Annotated in this window: 22 protein-coding genes and 1 pseudogene; 5 read left to right on the top strand and 18 right to left on the bottom strand. The window is 43.1% G+C overall.

The genetic code is table 11. The features are described 5' to 3' along the window. Positions 1-59: 59 nt before the first annotated feature. The 10 genes and pseudogenes from AC1ECB_RS26220 to AC1ECB_RS26175 form a co-directional block, all read right to left on the bottom strand. Positions 60-1,115 (bottom strand): HD-GYP domain-containing protein, encoded by a 1,056-nt coding sequence (locus tag AC1ECB_RS26220; protein ID WP_485666532.1) that lies wholly within the window; start codon positions 1,113-1,115, stop codon positions 60-62. 289 nt (positions 1,116-1,404) lie between these two features. After that, complete coding sequence (locus AC1ECB_RS26215; RefSeq protein ID WP_485666531.1) at positions 1,405-2,727, bottom strand: FAD-dependent thymidylate synthase; 1,323 nt, start codon at positions 2,725-2,727, stop codon at positions 1,405-1,407. 624 nt (positions 2,728-3,351) lie between these two features. Further along, a complete protein-coding gene (locus AC1ECB_RS26210) occupies positions 3,352-3,837 on the bottom strand; it encodes a Mini-ribonuclease 3 (protein ID WP_485666530.1) in 486 nt (161 codons plus the stop codon). After that, entirely contained in the window at positions 3,834-5,276 is a 1,443-nt protein-coding gene (gene cysS, locus AC1ECB_RS26205; RefSeq protein WP_485666529.1) for a cysteine--tRNA ligase, read from the bottom strand. Before cysS ends, AC1ECB_RS26210 begins: the two co-directional genes overlap by 4 nt. Beyond that, positions 5,266-5,943 (bottom strand): serine O-acetyltransferase, encoded by a 678-nt coding sequence (cysE, locus tag AC1ECB_RS26200; RefSeq protein ID WP_485666528.1) that lies wholly within the window; start codon positions 5,941-5,943, stop codon positions 5,266-5,268. The genes cysS and cysE overlap by 11 nt, the downstream gene beginning before the upstream one ends. 415 nt (positions 5,944-6,358) lie before the next feature. After that, a complete protein-coding gene (gene gltX, locus AC1ECB_RS26195) occupies positions 6,359-7,819 on the bottom strand; it encodes a glutamate--tRNA ligase (RefSeq protein WP_485666527.1) in 1,461 nt (486 codons plus the stop codon). A gap of 131 nt (positions 7,820-7,950) precedes the next feature. After that, positions 7,951-8,229, bottom strand: coding sequence for a hypothetical protein (locus tag AC1ECB_RS26190; RefSeq protein ID WP_485666526.1), 279 nt, complete (start codon positions 8,227-8,229; stop codon positions 7,951-7,953). Positions 8,230-8,317: 88 nt separating this feature from the next. Next, positions 8,318-8,794 (bottom strand): 2-C-methyl-D-erythritol 2,4-cyclodiphosphate synthase, encoded by a 477-nt coding sequence (gene ispF / locus AC1ECB_RS26185; RefSeq protein ID WP_485669412.1) that lies wholly within the window; start codon positions 8,792-8,794, stop codon positions 8,318-8,320. A gap of 33 nt (positions 8,795-8,827) precedes the next feature. Further along, a pseudogene (gene ispD / locus AC1ECB_RS26180) lies at positions 8,828-9,487 on the bottom strand (2-C-methyl-D-erythritol 4-phosphate cytidylyltransferase); the annotation flags it as partial. A 64-nt stretch (positions 9,488-9,551) separates the two neighbouring features. Then, positions 9,552-10,682 (bottom strand): PIN/TRAM domain-containing protein, encoded by a 1,131-nt coding sequence (locus AC1ECB_RS26175; protein WP_485666525.1) that lies wholly within the window; start codon positions 10,680-10,682, stop codon positions 9,552-9,554. Between the two features lie 324 nt (positions 10,683-11,006). Here AC1ECB_RS26175 and AC1ECB_RS26170 point away from each other — a divergent pair, with 324 nt between their 5' ends. From AC1ECB_RS26170 to AC1ECB_RS26160, 3 genes are all read left to right on the top strand, one after another. Further along, positions 11,007-11,405, top strand: coding sequence for a nucleoside triphosphate pyrophosphohydrolase family protein (locus AC1ECB_RS26170; RefSeq protein WP_021168658.1), 399 nt, complete (start codon positions 11,007-11,009; stop codon positions 11,403-11,405). Positions 11,406-11,533: 128 nt separating this feature from the next. Next, the gene (gene spoIIP, locus AC1ECB_RS26165) at positions 11,534-12,706 is read left to right on the top strand and encodes a stage II sporulation protein P (protein ID WP_485666524.1); all 1,173 of its coding nucleotides are present in this window, start codon (positions 11,534-11,536) and stop codon (positions 12,704-12,706) included. A 13-nt stretch (positions 12,707-12,719) separates the two neighbouring features. Then, a complete protein-coding gene (locus AC1ECB_RS26160) occupies positions 12,720-13,049 on the top strand; it encodes a stage II sporulation protein P (protein ID WP_485666523.1) in 330 nt (109 codons plus the stop codon). Between the two features lie 141 nt (positions 13,050-13,190). Here AC1ECB_RS26160 and disA read toward each other — a convergent pair whose 3' ends face one another. From disA to AC1ECB_RS26120, 8 genes are all read right to left on the bottom strand, one after another. Continuing rightward, entirely contained in the window at positions 13,191-14,282 is a 1,092-nt protein-coding gene (gene disA / locus AC1ECB_RS26155; protein WP_021168655.1) for a DNA integrity scanning diadenylate cyclase DisA, read from the bottom strand. Then, the gene (gene radA, locus AC1ECB_RS26150) at positions 14,279-15,646 is read right to left on the bottom strand and encodes a DNA repair protein RadA (RefSeq protein ID WP_485669411.1); all 1,368 of its coding nucleotides are present in this window, start codon (positions 15,644-15,646) and stop codon (positions 14,279-14,281) included. Before radA ends, disA begins: the two co-directional genes overlap by 4 nt. Before the next feature lie 141 nt (positions 15,647-15,787). After that, positions 15,788-18,247, bottom strand: coding sequence for an ATP-dependent Clp protease ATP-binding subunit (locus AC1ECB_RS26145; protein WP_485666522.1), 2,460 nt, complete (start codon positions 18,245-18,247; stop codon positions 15,788-15,790). 38 nt (positions 18,248-18,285) lie between these two features. After that, positions 18,286-19,356, bottom strand: coding sequence for a protein arginine kinase (locus AC1ECB_RS26140; protein WP_485666521.1), 1,071 nt, complete (start codon positions 19,354-19,356; stop codon positions 18,286-18,288). 16 nt (positions 19,357-19,372) lie between these two features. Next, positions 19,373-19,909, bottom strand: coding sequence for a UvrB/UvrC motif-containing protein (locus AC1ECB_RS26135; protein WP_021168651.1), 537 nt, complete (start codon positions 19,907-19,909; stop codon positions 19,373-19,375). Between the two features lie 16 nt (positions 19,910-19,925). Then, a complete protein-coding gene (locus AC1ECB_RS26130) occupies positions 19,926-20,378 on the bottom strand; it encodes a CtsR family transcriptional regulator (RefSeq protein WP_021168650.1) in 453 nt (150 codons plus the stop codon). 234 nt (positions 20,379-20,612) lie between these two features. After that, positions 20,613-21,143: a zinc dependent phospholipase C family protein gene (locus tag AC1ECB_RS26125; protein WP_485666520.1), complete on the bottom strand. Its 531-nt coding sequence runs from the start codon at positions 21,141-21,143 to the stop codon at positions 20,613-20,615. 94 nt (positions 21,144-21,237) lie between these two features. Beyond that, complete coding sequence (locus AC1ECB_RS26120; protein ID WP_485666519.1) at positions 21,238-22,422, bottom strand: FprA family A-type flavoprotein; 1,185 nt, start codon at positions 22,420-22,422, stop codon at positions 21,238-21,240. A 285-nt stretch (positions 22,423-22,707) separates the two neighbouring features. Here AC1ECB_RS26120 and speD point away from each other — a divergent pair, with 285 nt between their 5' ends. Further along, on the top strand, positions 22,708-23,148 hold the full coding sequence (speD, locus tag AC1ECB_RS26115) for an adenosylmethionine decarboxylase (protein WP_485666518.1): 441 nt from the start codon (positions 22,708-22,710) through the stop codon (positions 23,146-23,148). 196 nt (positions 23,149-23,344) lie between these two features. Further along, positions 23,345-23,839: a rubrerythrin family protein gene (locus tag AC1ECB_RS26110; protein ID WP_485666517.1), complete on the top strand. Its 495-nt coding sequence runs from the start codon at positions 23,345-23,347 to the stop codon at positions 23,837-23,839. Positions 23,840-24,326 lie beyond the last annotated feature (487 nt).

Raw genomic sequence — 24,326 nt, 5'->3', positions numbered from 1 at the left:
AACGGCAGAATATAATCCTGCCGTTTTTTTAGGAGTCTTGCGGGTGTTGGCCGCGGTTTTCAGGAAATATCAGCAATATAAATAGTAGGGTTAGCTTCCATATCAATCGTTACTGTTTGATTGACACGCTCTCCGGACTCATTGTTGGTTATCTTAAGAATGGGTTTAGTTCTTAATTCGTCAGCATAATCATTAACAATGCCTACTACTTGATTATTCAATCGAACAATGGCCCCCAACGGATAAATAGCCACATTGCTAACTAACACCCGAATAAGTTCAGGGTTAAAATACGCGGCTCCGGCTTTCTCAATAATCGCTAGAGCATCATAGACAGATAACGCTTTACGATAGGGGGTATTCGCCGTCATGGAAGAATATACATCTGCCAATGCTGTAATTTGCGCAAATTCATGGATATTGTCGTCTTTTGCCCCCCGTGGATAACCACTGCCATCAAAGCGTTCATGATGCTGCAAAGCACAATTAGCTGCAGCTAAGCTTATTTCTGAATTACGATGAAGTATTTCATGGCCCCTCTCTGTATGCTGCTTTACAATAGCCATTTCCTCCGGGGTTAAGGTACCAGGCTTATTAAGTATATCCCGGGAAATTGCAATCATTCCCACATCCCGCAGCAAAGCCCCTAATCCCAAATCTCGTAGCCGCAGGCCTTCTATACCGCAGCCAATTCCAATCATCATGGCAAAGAAGTACCCACAAACAGCGTGTTTAAACAGATAATCATTACAATTCTGCATGGCAGTAAATAAAGGTTGCAGTTCCTTATGCATGCAACACTCGTCCAAGAGTGTCATTACCCGGCCTTTTATGTGTTCGATTTGAACATATTTGCCTACCCGTACTTCTTCAAGCGCCAGATGGGATGCTAATACAAATTCACTTTTGGCATTTTGAGCTACCATATCATTCTCATCAATTAATTGTGCTTCTCCTTGCACATAAATATACTTAACATCCAACTGTGCAATTTTCGAAATATGAAATTCACTAAGTTCTACACCGCTATTTATTATTACCTGACCATTAATCCCATATATTGGCTGAGCTAATGTCATCCCCGCACTAATATTTTCCTGAAGCACACGCTGCACAGTTAATTTCCTCCACCACATTTAACATATTGTTTAAACTAATTCTTGTATATGTATGCACTTCTCATTCTGTTGTACTTTCTACTTATTTGCGATAATTCCTGCCAAGCGGCCACAGGACATTTCGCCCTCCGGACAATATCCAAGCGCCACACATGCAGGCCCTGCCTTAACAAATATTATGGTCTCTTACTCCCATGTCCAAATATACGGGTCGGATCCACCAATCCTTATATTATAAACATTGTCAATGTTTATAATATATTAAACTCAAAAACTAATTTTGACACTACAGGAACTGTTCCCTGACTTTTGCTTGCTGCCCACAGGAAAGTTTTCCTTCGCGGCAATTGCCAAAAACACAAGAAGGTAAAGCTCTTTCATATAGAACTTGTGATAGTGACCTTAATATCTTAATCTTTTTAATTGCTAACTCTCTGATCTCCCATTGAGCATTCATACAGGTGCGGTCAGATAGCATTGATATATCAGCCCTAGCGTTCGCTGACATAATGAGCTTAATTTGGTCACAGTTGAGCAAGAATGATAATGCTTTATCTTGCCCATATTTCGATGCAATAAAAAGTCTAAATGTCTTAAATTCGTCAACTAACTCCCGAAACTCTTGACCAAAGCATGATTTCTTTATCGTTTCAGGAACTTGAGGCTCTCTATTCCTATCCTGTAACAGTATAGAAAGTTCTTCTCTATAATTTTGGGATAGCCTATGTCGCAGTTGTTGATGATAGGTTACTAAGCTACACATCATCCCAAATGTTGTCCGAGCTTGTTCGGCTATGCTATCGTGTCCGTACCCTAACACTCGATCGACAACAGTCCTTGCCTTTGCAGAAGCATCTTGTCCCCATTTTTCGATTGCTTGAGATGGTGTTTCTTTTAAGGTGCTGGTTAAAGCACCGAAGCCAACCTTCATATCAAGGTTATCAAAACGCTCTAATAATACAAGATTGTTCTCAGTATTGATTTTAGAGAAATAATCGACGTAAAAATCCTGAACGCAATCATAGCAAGCGCCGCTATCATTAATGCAATGCAGCAGGTTAGCAATGCCTACAGGTAACTGCGACATCAACGCTTTACATGGTTCTGAAAAAATAGTGCCGTATTTCTTGTCATTCATTAACCTAAATAGCTCTAGTAGCTTGTCCCCAGACATAGCTACGCACACATTAGTCTTAGTAGATAACGGTAGAATATATCGTGCATCTTCAATCGGGATTCCAAACACATAGTTTTCGGCCTTCGGTCGCCCCTTAAAGCTGGCCTCCTTTAACATTGACATTTTACCATACAAATCAAAAGCTTTTTCAGTAAGCTCTACAGCTTTTATCCCGTCATTATGACCTAGGTCTGGCAGTATATATGCTCCTTGGGACATTGTGACGTATCTCTGACTTTGTTGAACATATGAATCTTTTAGCTCGCAGATTAGGGTACTTTGTACCCGGTCAATCTCTTCCAGAGCAAATGATACATTTATGGTTTTCAAGACCTGTATCAAGGATATCTCATCTATAATGATATTCTCGTTGCGCTCAATCCACGCTTCTACTTTACCAAATCCAGTCGCTTCAAAATTAGCAATTCGCAAAAATTAACACTCCTTCCGTTTGGTTAGCCATTCTATATACAACGCGTTAAAGATTTTTGCAGACGGATGGTGTGGTTGGCAAAAGCGGAAGTCAAACGCTAGTGATGAAGCATTGTCAATACACCATCCGTCTGTTAGGTTTGTTAAACCACAAAGGACACAAAGAGCGCAAAGAGCGCAAAGGGATACGAAGGGTAGATTGTTTAATAAAAATAAACCTTTGAGAACTTTGGAAACTTTGAGTACTTTGCGGTAACAATCCTTAAAACAGGCTTGGCACCTGAAACCTCTTTACTGCGGAATATATAGAGCTAATTTATCGGTATGAACACCATTCCATCGATATCGGCTTTTGAATAAACAATAGAACACCGTAGGGAATAAATTCTTCTACATAAAGCTAATATAATCTTATTTTCTTTCGTTAAGTCTATATTTAATTCCTTCAGTTCTATATCAACATTATCTGTGTAATTTTTTATTCGGGTTTACTCCGCTCCACTCTTAAAAAAATTACCCGTCTTTATAATGTTATACAATTATAAAACGGGTACTATTTTGACATTAATTTAACGGACCATAATCGAATGTCGATAAGTGTCTGACGGTAACTCTCCCTTTTTGTTATTTTGGGGAAATGTTTGTCATTTCCCGGGAAATAACAGCAAACGCTTTGTCCACAATTTCCGACAATCTATCTTGTTTCTTTTGCAAGTACAGGTAACCAATGAGCGCCTCAAAACCAGTCGCTGCACGGTATTCAGCAATAGAGGCGCTCTTGGGCACAGTTGATTTAGCATTGCGCCCCCTCCGCACAATATCTGTCTCTTCAGGCAAAAGCTCAGCTTCCAGAGCTTTAACTGCTTTGGACTGCATCACAGCAGAGACAATCTTAGCATCAAAATCATGTAGCACCCGTACCTTGTTTTGCTCATAACCGAGCAAACGGGTACGTACATATAAGGTAAAATATGCATCACCAATATAAGCCAACACCAAAGCCGGTAGTCGTTCGATTGGAATATCCTTATATTTAGCCGGAGAAAGTTTACCGGTTTCATCTACGGTAAAAAAGTTATCTACTAGCTTTTGATAGTGGTCAAAGTTCACTGTCTTTTCCACCTTACTCCTTGCGGTGAATCTTCGAGAACAATACCAGTTGCGGCTAATTTATCCCGGATTTGGTCAGCTGTCGTCCAATCCTTTTTTTTGCGGGCTTCTTGTCTTATCTCAATAATGATATTCATTAACTCATTTACCAACTCAGCATTTGCATCCTGTGTTCCAGCACCAGTGTCATTTAATATACCCAGTACCTCCGCCATCTGTCCATAGGCCTTGTCAGCCCGCTGTAGAGCATCAGCGTCCACCCCTGCTTTGCCGCCGGTAACTTTACTGTGGTAGATATTAATCTCTTTTGCCAGACCAAACATAGTGCCAATCGCTAGCGCGGTATTAAAATCATCATCCATTGCGGCCTTAAATTCAGCCGAAGCTTGAGCAGCCGCCTGCGAAAGCGCCTCTGATTCTTCACCACCATTTGCCGCCGGCAAGGTTTTTAGCTGCCGCAAGTTTGCCTCAGCAGTTTTTAGCCTTTCTAAGCTGCGTGCAGCCTCTTGCATACGTTCATCACTAAAATCCAAGGGACTCCGGTAATGGGTTGACAAAATAAAAAATCGTAAAATTTCCGGACGAAAGTGCTCCAGTATATCAATTACTAAGAAAAAGTTTCCTAGTGATTTGCTCATTTTCTCTTCATTAATTGTTATAAATCCATTGTGCAGCCAATATCGTACAAAAGGTTCTATACCCGTAAAGGCTTCTGATTGGGCAATTTCATTTTCATGATGTGGAAATACCAGATCACTACCGCCCCCGTGGAAGTCGAAGCTGGCACCCAGATATTTATATGACATCACTGAGCATTCAATATGCCACCCTGGTCTTCCCTGTCCCCAAGGACTCTCCCAAGACGGTTCACCCGGCTTAGCACTTTTCCATAAAGCAAAGTCCATAGGATGTTTTTTTCGTTCATCAACATCAACCCTTGCCCCAGCCTTCATGTCTTCGAGGTTTCGTCCACTCAATTTGCCATAGCCTTGAAAAGCTTCAACACTGTAATAGACATCACCACCCGTTTCATAGGCGAACCCCTTGTCAATAAGGGTTTTAACCATGGTCACAATCTCGGGAATATGTTGAGAAACTTTAGGATATACATGGGCATGGCGGATATTTAACTTATCCATAACCTCAAAATAAGAAGCAATATACCTGTTGGCGATTACATCCCAAGTAACTTTTTCTCCATTCGCTGTATTAATGATTTTGTCATCAATATCTGTAAAGTTTTGAATATGATAGACCTCATAACCTGAGTATTCAAGATACCGGCGAATGACATCCCAGGTAATAAACGGCCGGGCATTACCAATATGGGGGTGATTATAGGGAGTGACACCGCAAACATATATTTTAACTTTTCCCGGCGTTAGTGGTACAAATTCTTCTTTTTGCTTTGTCAGGGTATTATACACTTTAAGACTCATGCTTTTTTAACTCCTTTTCCAAGTGTCCGATACGTGCTTCCATTCTCATTATATTGCGTTGCATACAGTTCATCATTTCTACTACAGGATCTGGCAAATTATCATGTTCAAGATCAATCCCGTCCAAATCAGGGCGGCCTTTTATTTTTACGCCGTCATGCCAAACAACCCTGCCAGGTATGCCAACAACGGTAGAATTAGGCGGAACCTCACGCAGTACAACCGAACCGGCCCCAATTTTCGAATTGTCACCAACAGTGAATGAGCCTAATACCTTAGCGCCGCTGGCCACAACAACATTGTTACCAATAGTTGGGTGACGCTTGCCTTTTTCCTTACCAGTACCACCTAATGTTACACCTTGATACAAGGTAACATTATTGCCGATGATACAGGTCTCGCCAATAACCACACCGGTTGCATGATCAATAAACAGCCCTTCGCCAATTGTGGCTCCTGGGTGAATATCCACACCGGTTAATAAGCGATTAAAATAGCAAATCATTCGTGGCAATAATACCCAGTCACGTTTAAACAAATAATTGGAAATACGATACAGCCAAATGGCATGCAGCCCGGGGTAGCATAACAATACTTCAAGCACACTCTTTGCTGCCGGGTCACGGTCAAACACTACGCTAATGTCCTTTTTAATCCGGGTAAACATATTATTCCCTCCCTAGCTTAATTTAGAAGAACAAAATATAAAGCCACCGTCTCTGTACAGAGACGGTGGCCCGTGGTTCCACTCTGCTTGGGCATAATACCCCTGCTTAACACTGATAACGGCAGTGACCGGGATGGCCTACTTATCTTTCAGCTCACCTGCTACCAGATGCATTTCAGCGAAACCTTTCCCAGCACTGCTTTCAGCCGGTGACAGTGCCTCTCTAAGGGAGGTAAACACATACTTCTTCTGGTCCTCGCATTTCAAGTATACAAATAGGCTTATAAATAAATTATACTAATGCCAGCTTGACCATGTCAAGCTAACATTCACTGCAATGCAATAAATTAACATACTGCTCCATACTGATCAATATTTCGGTCAATTCAATCGCTTATGTGCAAAATCCGCCTACTTAGATCTTAGCAATCAGACAATCCATTCTCGCCAACGTACGCTCTTTACCAATCAGCGGAATAAGATTAATCAGCTCTAGCCCATGCATTTTACCTGTTATAGCAATCCGGACAGGCATATATACCTTTTTACCACCCAGTTTTAACTCTTTGGTAATACCTTTTAATATAGCCTGAACACCTGCCGGTTCTACTTGATCTAACGCAGTCAGCCTGGTTTTAAAGGCCTCCATAACTTTAGGAATATCAGCGTCTTTCATAATCTCATGCGCCTCTTCATTCTCAAAGTTGATATCATCATTAAAGAAAACACCAATATGTTCTGTTATTTGGGCCGCATAGCTGATATAGCCCTGAAGCTCAGCCACCACCTTTACCAACCACTCCCGCTGCGGAGTCGTTAACTCTTCCCCAATAAAACCGGCTGCCCGAAGATGGGGCAAAGCTAGCTCTGTAATAAGTTCCGGGCTGGCTTGCTTGATATAATGAGCGTTTATGTAGTTAAGCTTGTCTACATCAAACACAGCTGGGTTTTTTGCTACCCGTTCCATGGAAAATGCCTGAATCAGTTCTTCCTGGTTGAATATTTCTTCTTCTCCAGCAGGTGCCCAGCCTAAAAGAGCCAGGAAATTGACAATTCCTTCAGGCAAATAACCCAGGTTTTTATATTGTTCGACCGAGGTCGCACCATGACGCTTACTCATCTTGGTACGATCTTTACCAAGGATAAGCGAAATGTGTCCAAACTGTGGCAAGGGCAGACCAAGTGCCTGATATAGCAATACTTGACGGGGTGTATTAGATAAATGTTCTTCTGCCCGAATAACATGGGTTATCTTCATCAGTGCATCATCAAGCACCACAGCATAGTTATATACAGGAATACCGTCCGACTTCACTATAACAAAGTCGCCCACACCATTTGATTCAAAACTTACCGTATCCCTGACCATGTCTTTAAAAACAATTTGCTGATTTTCCGGTACGCGAAAACGTACAGTAGGTTTGCGGCCCTCGGCGATAAACCGCTCACGTTCAGCTGGACTCAAATCACGACAGCGTCCGGTATAGTGGGGATTTTCACCATTATCCAGTTGCCGCTGACGCTCAGCATCAAGCTCTTCTTCGCTGCAGTAGCAGTAATAGGCTTGTCCACTAGCCAGCAATTTTTGCGTATATTGGCGATAAATATCGAGACGCTCGGTCTGACGGTAAGGACCATATTCGCCACCTATATCAATTCCCTCGTCCCATTCAATCCCCAGCCAGCGCAAAGAAGCCTTGATATTCTCCTCAGATTCCCTTGTGGAACGTTCTAAGTCAGTATCTTCAATCCTAAGAATTAGCTTACCACCCTCTTTACGGGCCAGCAGCCAGTTAAACAGTGCAGACCGTGCTCCACCGATATGAAACGGTCCGGTCGGGCTGGGAGCAAATCGTACTCTAATTTCCTGTTCCATTTATATGTACCCCTTCCATGTACTTGAAGTAGCAGTAGTAGTGTCAATCATTGTATATTTTAGCAGATTCTACGTCAGCTTGCAAAATAAAAAGCGTGCTACTAAATTTATTAGCAGCACTCCTATGGTTGTCATTCAACTTTGACTACAAACATACCATTCACAATATCAGGAATAACTAACGTTGTATTGGCACCATTACCATTGTCTGATACTGGTTTTGCCCCATCTGACAAAAGTGCCAGCCGCCACACTAATGTATTATTAAGCCATAATTCACCGCACGTGGCTCCCTCCTGCCGGACAATAGCAATATTAAAACTAAAATCAGTTGCCAGCACCGACGAGGGGTGCATAATTAGTATTGACAGTAGTAATGACACTACTACTCTTCGTATTATTTTCTGCATAATTCGCCCTCCAACTAGCGTCAGTATCAATTATTCATAATATGTCTCGCCGACTGGCTTTTATGCAGGTTATTTCAAGCTATTAAACTTATGCTGTTATGATGGTGGCCGTCGCATAAGCTGCCATACCCTCGCCTTGTCCGGCAAAACCTAACCCTTCAGTAGTAGTGGCTTTAACATTTATTTGGTTAATGGCAATGCCTAATGCTTCGGCAATATTGCTATTCATTTGGGGGATATAAGTCGCCAGTTTCGGCTTCTGTGCAACAATAGTCGCATCAATATTATTGACATGATAGCCATTTTTACTCAATATTTGACGCACATCGACTAATAACTTCAAACTGGAAATTCCTTTATACCGTCCATCAGTATCAGGAAAGTGGCAGCCAATATCACCTAACGCCGCTGCACCCAACAGCGCATCTTTAATAGCATGTAGCAGCACATCAGCGTCAGAATGACCATCAAGACCAAGCGTATAGGGAATGTCTACTCCGCCAAGAATTAGTTTACGTTTAGGAACTAAACGATGTACATCATAACCAATACCCGCTCGAATCATACTTCTTGCCTCCTGTCGCTCTCCTAGTACCGTTTCAGCAAACTGCAAATCTTCGGGAGTAGTAATTTTTATATTTTGGTAATTGCCGGGAACAACTTTTACCTTGATTCCCAGTCGTTCCACTAAGGCTGCGTCATCTGTCCCCAGATAGCCCTCCTGCATTGCTTGCTTGTAAGCCGTTAGCAGCAGTTCCCGCTCAAATGCTTGCGGTGTCTGTACTGCCCACAAGGTATGACGATCTGGTGTGTCTGTTACCCAGCCAGAAGGATCGGCTATCTTAATTGTGTCTTTAACTGGTACGCCGACAATAGCAGCTCGCTCTTCACGGGCAACGGCAATAACCTGATTAAACAGACTCGGCTGCGCCAGCGGGCGAGCTCCGTCATGCACTACCACAATCTTAGCCGAAGGTGCAACCACCTTTAGCGCATTAGCAATCGAGTATTGTCGCTCACTGCCACCAGAAACGACTTGCCAGGAAACAGCTAGCTTAAGACTGGCAAGTAGTTCACTAGTCCTTTCCACCTCCTCAATAGCGGTTGTTACGACAATACTTGTCACAGCCTCTGCCTGACAGACCGCTTGCACTGTATGTGCCAATACGGACTTGCCGGCAAGTGGCAATAACACCTTATTAATAGCACTCCCCATTCGCTTTCCCTGTCCGGCCGCGGCAATAATAACACATACCATATACTTTCCTCCCATCAAAATATGCCAAAAAGCCCCCAAACCCAAAGGGCTTGAAGGCCTGAAATCAAATTACAATTTTGGGTTTAGCAAAAATCATTCGACCAGCAGCTGTTTGCAGCACTGATGTAACCAAAACCCCCACAGTCTCGCCAATATGCCTTTTACCACCGTCAACCACGATCATAGTGCCGTCATCAAGATATGCCACACCTTGACCAAATTCCTTGCCATCCTTTACAACATGCACTACCATTTCTTCCCCTGGTAGTACTACTGGTTTAACGGCATTAGACAATTCATTAATATTAAGAACTGACACGCCCTGAAGTTCGGCCACTTTATTAAGATTATAGTCATTTGTTATTACCTTGGCTTGTAAAAGCTGCCCCAGTTTAATAAGTTTAGAGTCTACTTCAGCAATGTCCTCAAAATCTTGATTTTCAATCTGCACGTTCAATGCAAATTCCTTTTGCATGCGGTTTAAAATATCTAAACCGCGCCGCCCCCGATTGCGTTTCAAAAGATCAGAAGAGTCAGCAATATGCTGCAATTCTTCAAGAACAAATGTCGGGATTATGAGCGCGCCTTCAATAAAACCACTTTTACAAATATCAGCAATACGTCCATCAATAATCACGCTGGTATCTAAAATTTTGGCCTGACATACACTAACATCCTTAATTTCCCTTACGCGTTCTTTTCCATCACGATTAAGCCAGGGCAATGCCGGCAGATTAGAAAACATATTTAATATCTCTTCCCGTTTTCTAATGGCAACATTAACACCCAAATAGCCAAGAATAACGCTCAACACTAACGGAATATACTTGCCAACGATCGGAATAGGCAAAAAAGCAGACCCGAGTAAATTAGAAATTATTAGTCCAGTGGCTAACCCCAACACACCGGCTAGTACATCATATCCGGGCATCTTGTTTAGGCGTAACTCTAGCCAATAAGTAAAGTTCCATAAATGTTTCAGCAAAAATGGCGCCACTAAAAATCCAACAACTCCTCCAGCAAAACCGCCAAAAACAAAGGATAGAATGGTGGTCATCGTAACGCCAAACACGCCAATTCTTAAAAACTCTTCACTTATCACAGTGGCCAGGAGCGGCATAATCCTCTCAGTTATCATAAGTCCGCCAACTGCAGCTAATATAGTAATAATGATCTTAAGCGTCTTGTCAATCATAGACTTAACCTCCTTTCTTTTAAATCAGCATTCATCCAAAAAGTGGAAATACAGCTCTATTATGTCCTACTTTTAATAAAAAAATACGTCCCAGATGTTACTGCATCCTGACTGTATTCGGATTTAGTATATCATAGAGCTTAAGTCTTTGTCAAAATTTAGTATTGTATCATGTATAATTCAACCTTGTCAAGAAATTACCTCATAAGTATCCTATCCCCCATTATCCGTATGTTATAAACAACCTATAGTTTTTCTTCCAGCAACATTGACAACTATAGAGAGCAGTTTATATAATTAAAAGCAAAGTGAGGTGAACCTAGAGTGTATGATAATACATGCTGCTCTGACTTCCAGTCTGCTGTAGACGAATACTTAATCCGACACCGTAGCGTACTTGATATCCTGACAAAATATCAGGAAGCGTCTGCCCGGGTGAACCGAGCCATTGCGAAAGCAGTTACCGAGTGCGGCTGTATCCAGGTTGCCGCCGCCCGCCAAGCTGTGCCTGAAAATACTTCCTATAGTGAGCTCAAGGATCACATGTCCTCCCATCTTGTTGGTGAGCCCTGTCCACAATGCCAAGAAGTAATTGCCAAGGAGCTAGGCCACAGCATGTTCTATCTTGCTGCACTATGTAATCTTACCGGACTTTCCTTGCATAAAGTAATGCAACAAGAGCACAGCAATGTTAAAATGTTAGGCGTTTTCCATTTATCTTAGACAATACCTGTAGTAACACAGTCTTTATGAGACTGTGTTTTTTTTCGTTTAAAACAAGAATTAAGAGCAGCTTGGTCATCGGATAAACATTTTCTCAGTGGGAATGATATTTGTAAAGGGGGGTAAATATGCACTATCTTATGAGACTTTTACTGATTATTATTGTATTACTTAGCTTTACCGGGCTTCCCGCTATAGCGACTGAAGCCGAATCATTATCTAGCGATGAACTGATCTCCGGCTATGTAACCCTAATTGATGATCGAGGTCTAATTGTGTTGCAGACAGGACACGAAGTTCACCTAGGTGATGAATATATCAGTGAAGACAACATCCTCTATGAAGTTACTGCCGTTGAAGGTACGTTGGCCCGGTGCCGCTCGGTAGAGAAACTTTCGAGTCAAGCTCCGGATAATGCCATTTTTGTCCAGGCCCCTGTGCCCGAAGCACCTAAGCCTAAAATCGCCATATATCACAGCCATACCGATGAGTCCTATATTCCTAACGATGGAACACCGACTCAGCGCGGTAAAGGCTCTATCATGGCCGTTGGTGACGCTTTTGAGCAAAAATTAACCGAGCTTGGCTATCAGGTTCAGCATTCAAAAACTTTGCACGACCCCCACGATGCCAATGCGTACCATCGTTCCCGCCGAACGGCTATGAAACTTTTGCAGCAACAACCTGCTGCTATTTTTGACGTGCATCGCGACAGTGCTCCACTTAGAGTATATAGTACTACTATTAATGGTGAAAATGTCTGCAAGTTGCTGCTTGTCGTCGGCCGTCAAAATCAAAATCGAAAAACCACTCTCGATTATGCTAGAAGTATCAAGGCCGCCACTGATGCCAAATATCGCAGCCTTATCCGGGGAATCTTTATCGCCCATGGTAATTATAACCAGGATTTAAGCCCCCGGGCATTATTAATTGAAGCCGGCACCCAATATAATAACCGCGAAGCTGCTGAACGCAGCCTCTCTCTGTTTGCTGATGTTGTTCCCTCTTTTCTAGGTCCAGGTGGCACTAGTGGCGGCGTAGCTGAGGCTAGTCAAACCGGGACTTATACGGAGATAAATGACACCACTCCTAATGGTAATACCGCAGCTGCCTCCTATGTACCAACTGACGCAGCCCCCGGTTATGATATCTTGGTGATAGCGTTGGTTGTTGGTGGTGGCATCATCATTTTTTTGTTTCTTAGCACTGGCAGTTGGCAAGAGGCCAAGAAAAAACTTAAGCATTTTTTTAAATACGAGTTTGCCAATTTTTTAGGATCACGCAAAAAGCGCAAAGAGTAGGAGGTGCTGACTTGTGAGTAGAAGGAATGTAACAAAACTGGCCAGCCTTCTCGCCGTAGTCGCCATTGTTATCGTCGGAGTTTACTATGTCCCGCTTACCATGTTCTCAGTTCAGCCAAAACCTGAACAAACCCCGCAAAAAATATATGACTACTATATTATAGTAGAAGAAGATACCAAAGAAGTTCTTATGTATGTCCCGATTGTTGTCAACGTCGGCGATGAGCTTGTCAGCGACCAGAATAAGCGTTACAAAATTGTAAAGATCGAAGAAAACCAGGCTTATGCCCGATTTGTTGAGGACTTGAATTTAGAATTGTATAAAAAGAACGGTCGTCAGTAATTACGCAAAAGCTAAGGTTGATTTATAGTATCCAGATGCGAGGCGCGACGAGGACGTGACCGTAGTCGTACTGGGAAGTACGTCGGAGGGAACGCCCGCAGGAGTAACAAAGCAGATGGGTGCTAGAAATCAGCCGCGTACTTAAAAGTGCCGGTCTAAAAGGGCCTGCTCCCGCACCCGCTTTAGGCCGTCTTTTATTGTCCTGGCCCGTACCTCACCAATACCCTCGACTTCATCCAGTTCTTCCAGGCTGGCGCTATAGATATGGTGAAGTGTTTTAAAACGAGCCACTAGCTTTTCCCCTACTAACATCGGCAACCGGGAAATCTGACGAAGCACCCGATAGCCGCGCGGAACAACAGGAATATCCATCGCAGTCGGGCTAACACCATAGCCTAACAGCCTACATATGGTAAACGGCTCAAGGCTTTCTTCCGGCAAGGCAGCAATTTGCGCCCTGACAGTTTCACAGTCTTTGGGCTCATTCGTACTGCAATAATCTTTAATCAGCAGCGCTACATCATCCACACTCGAAATAAGTTCTTCCATCTGCATACTGACAAGACGGCCTTCTATTCCTAGTTCAATGATATTTCGTTCAATCTCTCCGGCAATACGGTTAACCTGTTCAGCCCGTATCAGAATTATGGCCACATCATATAATGTGGCCAAATCTTCAAATTCCAGCGCACTTAAGTTGGTTAACCCTTTATCAAGTACTTTTTTATACTTTTCCAAGGTTTGCAGTGCCTGATTAGCCCGGTTTAATATTACGGATATATCTTTAAGTGTATAACGAAGATTACCAAGATACACCGATATTATGTTACGCCGCTGCGAAATAGCTACAACCGGTGCTCCAGTCTGTTTAGCTACCCGTTCCGCGGTACGATGCCGCGTACCTGTTTCGGCAGTAGGTATCCCCGGATCAGGTACTAATTGAGCATTCGCAAACAGAATTCTTTTACCATCATTGGAGAGCACAATAGCTCCATCCATTTTGGCTAATTCATAGAAACCGGCCGGTGTAAATTCTGAGTTGATTTCGAAACCACCATCGACAATCTCGAGCACAGTTGGATTATCTCCCACTAGCACCAGCGCTCCCATCTTGGCTCTTAGCACATTCTCCAAACCATCCCGTATTGTTGTACCTGGCGCTAGTGTTTTTATTGTTTTAACAAAGCGAGCATCCCATAACCGTTCTGAACGCTCTTCCCGATTTTTACTCATACGAATACCGCCTCCATAGCCTCGCTGACACTAGCAGCACCAATAAGTTTAAGGCCTGTTGTCCGGGCAAGCTTAAGACTGGATAAATTTCCCGCAGGAATTACAAAACGCTTAAAACCCAGCGCCGCTGCCTCGGCAATCCGGGCTTCAACCCTGCCGATCATTCGCACCTCACCTGTCAGACCTACTTCACCCATAACTACAGTACTCGGGTCAACCGCAGTACCTCTAAAGCTGGATGCAATTGCCAGCACTACCGGTAAATCAGCTGCTGGCTCGACAATTTTAAAGCCACCCACTGCATTAACATATGCGTCTTGATTCGCAAGCATAATACCTACCCTTTTTTCCAGCACAGCCATTAACAATAGTAAGCGATTGTAGTCAAAGCCTGCCGCCATTCGGCGCGGCATACCAAAACAAGTAGTACTAACCAAAGCCTGAATTTCAATTAAAAGCGGCCGAACACCTTCCATATATACCAACACCACCGAGCCAGGTGCTCCCTGGGGCCGTTCGGCCAATAATAGCCCGGAAGGATTGGTCACTTCCGCCAAGCCATGTTGTTCCATGGAAAAAATGCCACTTTCATTCGTTGAACCAAACCGATTTTTGATCGCTCGCAGCACGCGAAAAGCGTAACTGCGTTCCCCCTCAAAATAAAGCACAACATCGACCATGTGCTCTAGTAGCCGCGGACCTGCAATGTTGCCATCTTTAGTAACATGCCCGATTATGGCTGTAGGAATGCCACTTTCTTTGGCAAACCGCATAAGCTTGCCAGTGCTTTCCCGCACTTGCCCCACACTCCCTGGAGCTGATGGAATATCTGGACTATACATAGTCTGAATAGAATCAATAATAACTAACGCCGGTTTGTGCTGCAATGCCTCCACAATAATTGTCTCTAGATTATTCTCTGTAAAAATTAACAAATTATTACTTATTTTTCCCAGTCGCTCAGCTCTTATTTTTATTTGTGCTGCCGATTCCTCACCAGATATATATATAACTGAACCATATTTTTCGGCTATCCCTGTAGCCACTTGTAACAACAATGTTGACTTGCCGATTCCCGGATCACCACCGATTAAGAGAAGCGCACCCGGTACTATTCCCCCGCCAAGTACCCGGTCAAACTCACCCACGCCGGTTAATAATCGCGGCATAGCAGAGGTATCCACCATACTAATTGGCTTTGGCTTTGACGCAGGCATACCAGTCAGTCTTATTTCCGACTTTTTTACTGCTACCTCTTCCACCATTGTATTCCATTCACCGCAGCCAGGGCAACGTCCCAACCATTTACTTGCTTCCGATCCACATTGCTGGCAAACAAACTTAGTTTTAATTTTTGCCAAAATTATTCTCCTTTAATACAGTAACTAATATAGCGCCAGAAGGAGTATTTTTTAATATATTCAATACAACTATCCACCAGACCAACGCAAAAAAGCACTCATTTTGAGTGCTTTTTCGCGTTGATAGAGCAAGATTCCTGCTAATCAAGCTTTCTTAGCAAAATTTAATTTACCACTGTCATCAGTTTCAACTACCACCGTATCGCCGGCGGCAATGGTTTGACGGATAATCAGCTCCGAAACTTCATCTTCAATCAGTTTTTGAATAGCACGGCGTAGCGGTCGGGCGCCAAAAGCATGGTCACGTCCCTCTTTTAATAGTTCATTTTTGGCGGCCTCGGTTAACTCCAGGCTTAAGTTAGCAGTTGACAATCGACTGGCTACCTCTTTAAGCATAATATCTACTATCTGTTTCAAGTCTTCGTCTGTCAGACTGCTAAAAACTATAATTTCATCAACTCGATTTAAAAACTCAGGTCTAAATATCCGCTTAACCTCGTCAAGCACTCGCGTTTTGGCTGCCTCGCCTTCGTTAGCCTTAGCTCTTTCTTCAGATAAAAAGCCCAAACCAGCGGCATCTTTCTTTAAATGCTGGGAACCAACATTTGATGTCATGATAATAACGGTATTTTTAAAATCAACTGTCCGTCCCTGGCTATCGGTCAAACGACCATCTTCCAGTACTTGCAGCAGCATATTGAACACATCATAATGAGCCTTTTCAATCTCATCCAGAAGAATAACCGCATAGGGCTTGCGTCGAATAGCGTCAGTTAACTGACCACCCTCTTCATAGCCAACATAGCCGGGAGGTGCACCAACAAGGCGTGATACTGTATGCTTTTCCATGTACTCCGACATATCCAGGCGAATCATGGCTGCTTCATCGCCAAATAGCGCTTCCGCTAAAGCGCGAGACAGTTCTGTTTTACCAACCCCTGTCGGCCCCAGGAACAAGAAAGAGCCAATAGGCCGTTTAGGATCTTTGAGACCAGCCCGGGCGCGGCGTACTGCTTTGGCTACCGCCTGCACCGCCTGATGTTGGCCAATTACCCGATTATGCAAAATTTCTTCCAACTTGAGTAATCGTTCCGATTCTTCTTCAGCTAATTTTTTAACCGGAATCCGAGTCCAAGTAGCAACTACATGGGCAATATCATCAGCCTCTACAACGATGCGTTCATTACCACGCTGTTTAGCCTCCTTTTGCTTGGTTTCCAGTTCTTCGCGAATTTGCTGTTCCATATCGCGCAGGCTTGCTGCCCGCTCAAACTCCTGCGCTGCAATAGCTGCTTCCTTTTCTGTCCGCACCTGCTCAAACCGTTTTTCCACCTCCTTGATATCAGGAGGAATAGAAAATGATTGTAGCCGTACGCGTGAAGCTGCTTCATCCATAAGATCAATAGCTTTATCTGGCAAAAAGCGATCAGAAATATAGCGATGCGAAAGCCTTACCGCTGCCTCAATAGCTTCATCGGTAATTTGTGCCCGGTGAAAAGCCTCATATTTATCTCTTATGCCTTTTAAAATGTTAATGGCATCTTCAACACTAGGCTCACCCACAGTGATCGGCTGAAAACGTCGTTCCAAGGCAGAGTCTTTCTCAATATATTTTTTATACTCATTAAGTGTGGTAGCTCCAATGACCTGCAGTTCACCCCTCGCCAACGCTGGTTTTAAAATATTAGCAGCATCAATGGCTCCCTCCGCAGCCCCAGCGCCGATGAGGGTATGCAATTCATCAATAAACAAGACTACATTACCGGCTTCCCGAATTTCATCGATTACTTTTTTTAAGCGTTCTTCGAATTCACCGCGATATTTGGTGCCAGCAACCATAGATGCCATATTAAGCGATACCACCCGTTTGTTACGCAAAATTTCCGGCATCTGTCCCTCAACAATGCGTTTGGCTAAACCCTCGGCAATGGCTGTTTTACCAACTCCAGGTTCACCTATAAGCACCGGATTATTCTTAGTGCGCCGTAAAAGAATTTGAATTACCCTCTCAATCTCCGCAGCCCGGCCAATCACCGGATCAATTTTCCCTGCCTGAGACATCTTATTGAGATCGCGGCCAAATTCATCTAAAAGCGGTGTTCCAGTACTACCTGATGACGCTTGACCGCCATTGGTTGTGGACTTTGGTTGTGGTGCCTGACCCGACATCGAATACCCACCCAACATTTCAATGACCCGTTGTCGCATAAGATTAATATCTACGCCCAGTCCTGTTAGAACTTGCGCTGCGATACCTTCGCCCTCGCGGATGAGCCCAAGAAGAATATGTTCTGTCCCCACATAATTATGACCTAGACGCAACGCCTCTTCCATCGCTAATTCAATAACCTTTTTAGCTCGCGGCGTATAGCCAATATCACTGGTCTGCTGCTGACCTGTACCAAGAATATTTTCCACATGTACCCGGACGGCAGCTATTTCCAAACCCAATGAATTCAAAGCCTTGGCAGCCACTCCTTCACCTTCCCGCAATAGCCCCAGCAATAAATGTTCAGTACCGATGTAGCCATGACCATATTTGGCAGCTTCCTGCTGTGCCAATATTAATACCTTACGAGCTCTGTCTGTAAATCTATTAAACAAAAGTACTTACCTCCTTACGCCTTCATCTTGTTTTCTTATTAGTTTCCTTGTAAACTTAAACGAACTAATTTAGCCCGCAATTTGTTGCTTTCTGCTTGATTTAACGCTACCTCTCCAGACAGATTTTGCAAAAAATTAGGCCGGGTTGTTACCAGTAACTGATTAAATACCGCGGGAAGCGCCTCATCAATAACTCCTAGATCAATCCCCAATCGCACCTCGCTTAATAGTGCCAAGGCTTCTGATGCTGACAGACTTTGTGCGTAGCGCAGCACGCCGTAGGCTCGCCACACCCTGTCAGCAAGCACATCCGGTGTTTCATTAATTAGCAGGCTCCTCGCCATCCGTTCCTTATCGACAATCTGCTTTACGACACTATTAAGATTATTGATAATATCCTGTTCACTACGGCCTAAGGTAACCTGATTTGATATCTGAAAAATGTTACCTATTGCCTCTGTGCCCTCACCATATAAACCACGCACAGTCAGCCCTAACCGTGTGGCAATAGCCACCATTGTCCCCATTTGCTTGGTTAATGACAACGCAGGCAAATGAACCATAACTGAGGCCCGTAAACCAGTACCAATATTGGTAGGGCAGGAAGTCAAATAACCAATATGCTCCATAAAAGCAAGACCATGTTTGGCTTCGATAATATCATCTACCGTATTTGCTTTAGTAAAGGCTTCAGTCAGGTTAAGCCCGGCCGCCAGACATTGCAGCCGCAGGTGATCTTCTTCGTTAACCATAATACTAACACTGGCATCATCGCGGACAATAAGCGCCCGATTCTTAGGGTCGGCAACATGGTTAGGACTAACAATATGTTTTTCCACAAGCACATATCTAGCCAGCGTTGATAACCCTTCCAGTTCAACAAATGCATAGTCGTGTCCGTCATCTGCCATAAGTTCGGCCGGAACAGCTTTGAGCTCAGCCATTATTTCACCAAGCTTCGCGGCCGAAGCCCGCCCGGGAAAAGGCTGGCTTTTTAGGTTGCGAGCTAGACGAATCCGGCTGGAAAGCACAATCTCACCTTCAGGCCCTGAGCCACTAAGCCAGGGCGTAAGTGGCTCGCTTAACAGATTTTCTAAGATATGATCCATCTGGCATCCCTCCCCCTTACTGTTCGCTGGCGTCAGAATCAGCAACAAGCTGTCTCTCCAGTATTTTTATTTCATCTCTAAGCTGAGCTGCTAACTCATACTCTTCGTGCGTAACATGTTGCTCCAACTTATGACGCAGGCGCTTAATTTGCTGCTCCACACCCAAGCGCCTGCCGCCTCGTTTAGGTACTTTACCCGTATGGGCTGCCGTCCCGTGAATACGCTTAATCAGCGGTTCCAATTGCCCCGCAAAAGCCTGGTAACAGCCACTACAGCCAAATTTTCCGCTTTGGCAAAACTCACTATAGCTAAGACCACAGTCTGAACAAACAGGTTCAAGTGTAGGACGGGCATTCTCTGTCAACGTATAATCAAACATTTCTTTCAAGAAATCGTGGATAGAAAACTTACTGCTAAAAATTATCCCCTTACTCATGATTTCGCCTGCTTTTTGCGCACACTGCTCACACAAATGTTTCTCAATCTTTTGCTGGTTTATTACTTTAGTAATGTGCACACAGGCTGGCTCTTTTTGACATTCATCACATAACATATCTTTGCCTCCGTACTCATCCTTCATTTTGACTAGCTAAGGTCATTAATAATGACTTTAACAACGGTACCCGTTCCCTTGGGGAAATCTGATCATACAACATCGCAAAACACTTACATACAAGTGCGGCCTCGCGATTCGTCATAAGATTATGGCTTCGCAAACGGGCGACAATGGCATTTACTTCTTCTAAACTTATCGATTCATTAATTTGATTAGCGGCATCTTGATATACAATAGTTTGCACTGGGATGCGGGCAATCCGGACAAAACCACCGGAACCACGCCGGGATTCAACAATAAAGCCCCGCTCAATAGTAAAACGCGTACTGAGCACATATGTGATTTGCGAAGGTGCACAGGCAAGCTCTTCTGCCATTTCGTTTCGCCGCAAGATAATGATTTCATCTTGCTCGCTTGCCATCTGATGCAAAATCCATTGTTCAATCACATCGGCCAAATTCTTCAAATTCCCACCTCCCTACATCTATTTTGACTTTAATTGACCTTTTGACTTTATTTTATTTTATTTCATTTTTTAATGCAATACTACTGTATTGGGAAATTCAATCCTCTGAGTTACTCCATATCGATTATTGACGAATATCTCCTGGTTTATAACTATTTCTTAGTCAGACATTATCTCACTTCCAACTACGTGCAAAATCACAAGGTTTTAGCTGTATTCTCTATTCATTTATCCTTATTTTCTTATCCGTTTCCGTTTTATCCACCATTCCCAAAACATATAAATTGCTACTGCTGCCATCAAACAGGCATTTATGAGCCTATATTCTCGAAACCAATGAGTACCTTCCCAATAAGATACCGGACTTTCCACAGTATTGGCTCCTAAAGGAAAAAGATAAAAGTTAGAGTATGCGCCATGCGTAAAAGCGTCTATTAGTAAATGTGTACCCCAGCCAATAATGAATGCCTGAAAACTTTTTATTCCGGGTAAAAAACTTACGACTAACGCAGTAAACCAAATTGGTACAGAATGGCCTATTAGATCGATTTTTACCACCCAAGGAAAAAGGGGTACAAGGCTCATCAGCACGTCTGGTCCTAAACTGCCAAGCTCAGACCAAGCCACATAGCCTTTATGCAACAGCAAGCCTAAAAGCACCACGTAAATATAGTCTGGCAACATAGCACCAAAGACAAATTGGCACACCTTAGGATGATGTCTTGTAAAAAAATAAATCCAAAACCCATGATGGAGGGTATGCATTTTACCTCCTAAATTTTAGTCTCTTTATACTAGTGTGCTCCACAACAGGCACAGTATGTAGAAAGGCAGCGCTCTAGCAGCACTGCCTAATCATTTAGATCTTATTCAATAATTTGGTTGCAAACTCGCGGCCAAATTCAAAGCATTTATCCAGTTCCGCCGCATCAGGTACCCATTTAAGCGATAAGCCAGGCTGCTCCCAAGCTATCCCGCTGCTACTTAGCATCTCTTCGATCGACTTTTGCGCACCGCCACCCCAGCCGTAGGCACCAAACGCAGCCCCGATTTTCCCTGTTGGCCGCAAGCCCTTGAGATAGATCATTAGGGCTCCTACTGTAGGCATCATGCCATTATTTAACGTCGGTGAACCAATCAGCACGCCACCTGCCTCCAGCATATCCCGGACAACCTCACTCCGGTCAGCTACCGATAGCTTGTACAGCTTGCCTGTAACACCAGTACTTGCGACACCATCTAGTATTTGGCGGGCCATGCGTTCCGTACTGCCCCACATACTATCATAAGCAATAACCACTTTACCCACCGTATTACCATGACCCCAATCTTGATATTTAGCTACAATATCAGGGATATGCTTACGCCACACAACTCCATGGCTGGGAGCAATAACCTTAATTGACAATTCGTTAAGCTTATTTACTGCCTTTACTACCATCTTGCCAAAGGGCTGAAGAATATTCGCGTAATATTTCTCAGCCTCATAAATCAATTCAGGCAGTTCATTCTCATCATCAAAATGTTTTGTTGTAGATATATGCTGCCCGAAGGCATCATTAGAAAATAGAATTTGTTCGCCTGCTAGATAACTAAGCATCGAATCAGGCCAATGCAACATGGGTACAGGTACAAAGTGCAGCTTATTGCGGCCAAGGTCAAGCACCTCGCCTTCTTTAACCACCTGAAAATCATAATTTTGCTGATAGTGTTTAATAATACCAGTACGCCCCTGTTCAGTTAATAGTACCTTAGCCTGTGGCGCCCTAGTCATTACTGCCGGCAAACCGCTGGAGTGATCTGGTTCAATGTGATTAGTAATAATATAGTCAATTTTACCAGGATCAATAATTTGGCTGATTCGCTCTAGAAGCTCCTGGGCAAAAGGGGCCTTAACTGTATCAATTAGACATACCTTTTCGTCGATAATAAGGTATGAATTATATGTTACCCCCCGAGGCGTAGTATAACCGTGAAAATCACGCAAATTCCAATCAACTGCACCAACATAATACACACTCTCAGATAGTTTAACAGTATTCATTTACTATCCACTCCTTGTACGACAATGCTTATCTTAGTTTCTTCGTTACTCATGTAAATAATTCCTAAATCCTATCTGAAAATTATTATATGTTTTTTTCAAAATCATTAAATAACTATTTACATTCTTGACCATTATAAATATAATGTATAATTGTATAAATCTTAAATTATATTAGAAAACATTTACAAAATCTCTTTAATTCGCCGTTTTTCTGATATAACGTGAAAATTTGCTCATTTACCGCTGTATATCTCACGATTTTTCATAAAGGGGCGAGCCATCATGACATCTATTGGAAGACATCTAACCATCGATATGTACGGCTGTAACTATGACCATCTTAATAACCTCGAATTTATTAAGACTGCTATGCTGGCGGCAATCAAAGAAACGAACCTGACACTACTCGATTTAGTTGGTCATCAAACTGAGCCTCAAGGTCTGACAGTCTTTGCCTTGCTAGGACAAAGCCATATGAGTATTCATACCTTTCCAGAGCAAAGCTACGCAGCTATTGACATTTTCACCTATGGTGATTATACCAGGCCAGATAAAGCGCTTTCTGTTTTTAAAAAAATTCTGAGGCCTGAAAAAACTAGGATGACCAACATTACGCGAGGCTTACAAAAGGATATGAAGCCCCGCATACGAGTGAGCATTGCACCTCTACGCCGCATGCGCAATACAAGTGCCAGGGTTTGGCGCTTTTTTCGTAACAAGTGAACTCTCTCAGCATATTGTTAATTCGTATCCAAGATAAAAATGTGCAGCCAATTCGTTGGCTGCACATTTTTTGTCCAGATGTTTTCTTTACTCAAATGCAGATATTTGGACATACTAGTATTGACAAAACGAGGAAAAAAGATAATAATAATCCATAGATAATATGTTCTATTAAATTTTAAGGAGGCATTTTATAATGAGTACAACTGATAAAAATCTTGCCGCCGCTTTTGCCGGTGAATCCCAAGCTAATCGTAAATACCTTGCTTTTGCCAAACAAGCTGACAGTGAAGGTCATGCCCAGGCAGCCAAACTATTCCGGGCTGCAGCTGAAGCAGAAACCTTTCACGCTCATACCCACTTAAAAACATTGGGTGGAATAAAGTCAACTTCTGAAAACCTTCAGTCCGCTATAGAAGGTGAAACCTATGAGTTTGAATCTATGTACCCTGACTTCATTAAAATAGCTAAAGAAGAAAATAATGCGGCAGCTGTTCGAACTTTTACTCTTGCCAACGAAGCCGAAAAAGTTCATGCCGAGTTATATAAAAAAGCTCTTGCCAATCTTGATAATGCTGAAACCTATGACTATTATATTTGTACAGTATGCGGCCATATTGCTGAAAAAGGAGCTCCGGAGAAATGTCCTATCTGTGGGGCTAAATCCCAAGCTTATAAAACCGTCGGTTAAAAAATACATATATCTATACCAAGTCCAGCCTTAACACAGGTTGGGCTTTTTATTTGCCCCTTGCTAACACAAAAACACCTACAACATATAGTAGGGCGGCCTTTTAATCTTCAGCCAAAAAATAGTAATGCTATAGTCCACGATACCGTTATTCCTTTGCGTACTTTGAATACTTTGCGGTAACAATCCTTAAAATGGGATGGGCTTGGCTTTTGGCTAGTTCTTTGGATTTGCACACATCAGATATTTGGTCAATCGAATACAAGGTGAGGGCCTTTTACTTTTTACATTGCCCCAAAAGTAACAAAAGGTCTAGGCCCCAAGCCTCCAAAAGCTGAAAAGCCAGGCGGTATTCCTAAAATCCGTAAACTCGCTACGCTCAAACAGCACGGATTTTTTTACGGAATACCGCCCGGCTTTTCTCCTGCGGAACGCTTTTTCCGGCAAAGGCCGAGGGGTTACGGGAGTTACGAGGGTTACTGGACGC

Source organism: Sporomusa sp. 246TCP1 (genome assembly GCF_057319775.1).
Note: the sequence above shows the minus strand (reverse complement) of the source record. Positions and strands in the feature narration are given on the sequence as shown.

Excerpts from the sequence above, each read along its gene's own strand:
- cysS (WP_485666529.1), bottom strand. The coding sequence starts at position 5,276 with ATGAGTCTTAAAGTGTATAATACCCTGACAAAGCAAAAAGAAGAATTT.
- cysE (WP_485666528.1), bottom strand. The coding sequence starts at position 5,943 with ATGTTTACCCGGATTAAAAAGGACATTAGCGTAGTGTTTGACCGTGAC.
- gltX (WP_485666527.1), bottom strand. The coding sequence starts at position 7,819 with ATGGAACAGGAAATTAGAGTACGATTTGCTCCCAGCCCGACCGGACCG.
- AC1ECB_RS26190 (WP_485666526.1), bottom strand. The coding sequence starts at position 8,229 with ATGCAGAAAATAATACGAAGAGTAGTAGTGTCATTACTACTGTCAATA.
- ispF (WP_485669412.1), bottom strand. The coding sequence starts at position 8,794 with ATGATTCGAGCGGGTATTGGTTATGATGTACATCGTTTAGTTCCTAAA.
- AC1ECB_RS26175 (WP_485666525.1), bottom strand. The coding sequence starts at position 10,682 with ATGATTGACAAGACGCTTAAGATCATTATTACTATATTAGCTGCAGTT.
- spoIIP (WP_485666524.1), top strand. The coding sequence starts at position 11,534 with ATGCACTATCTTATGAGACTTTTACTGATTATTATTGTATTACTTAGC.
- disA (WP_021168655.1), bottom strand. The coding sequence starts at position 14,282 with ATGAGTAAAAATCGGGAAGAGCGTTCAGAACGGTTATGGGATGCTCGC.
- AC1ECB_RS26140 (WP_485666521.1), bottom strand. The coding sequence starts at position 19,356 with ATGGATCATATCTTAGAAAATCTGTTAAGCGAGCCACTTACGCCCTGG.
- AC1ECB_RS26135 (WP_021168651.1), bottom strand. The coding sequence starts at position 19,909 with ATGTTATGTGATGAATGTCAAAAAGAGCCAGCCTGTGTGCACATTACT.
- AC1ECB_RS26125 (WP_485666520.1), bottom strand. The coding sequence starts at position 21,143 with ATGCATACCCTCCATCATGGGTTTTGGATTTATTTTTTTACAAGACAT.
- AC1ECB_RS26120 (WP_485666519.1), bottom strand. The coding sequence starts at position 22,422 with ATGAATACTGTTAAACTATCTGAGAGTGTGTATTATGTTGGTGCAGTT.
- speD (WP_485666518.1), top strand. The coding sequence starts at position 22,708 with ATGACATCTATTGGAAGACATCTAACCATCGATATGTACGGCTGTAAC.
- AC1ECB_RS26110 (WP_485666517.1), top strand. The coding sequence starts at position 23,345 with ATGAGTACAACTGATAAAAATCTTGCCGCCGCTTTTGCCGGTGAATCC.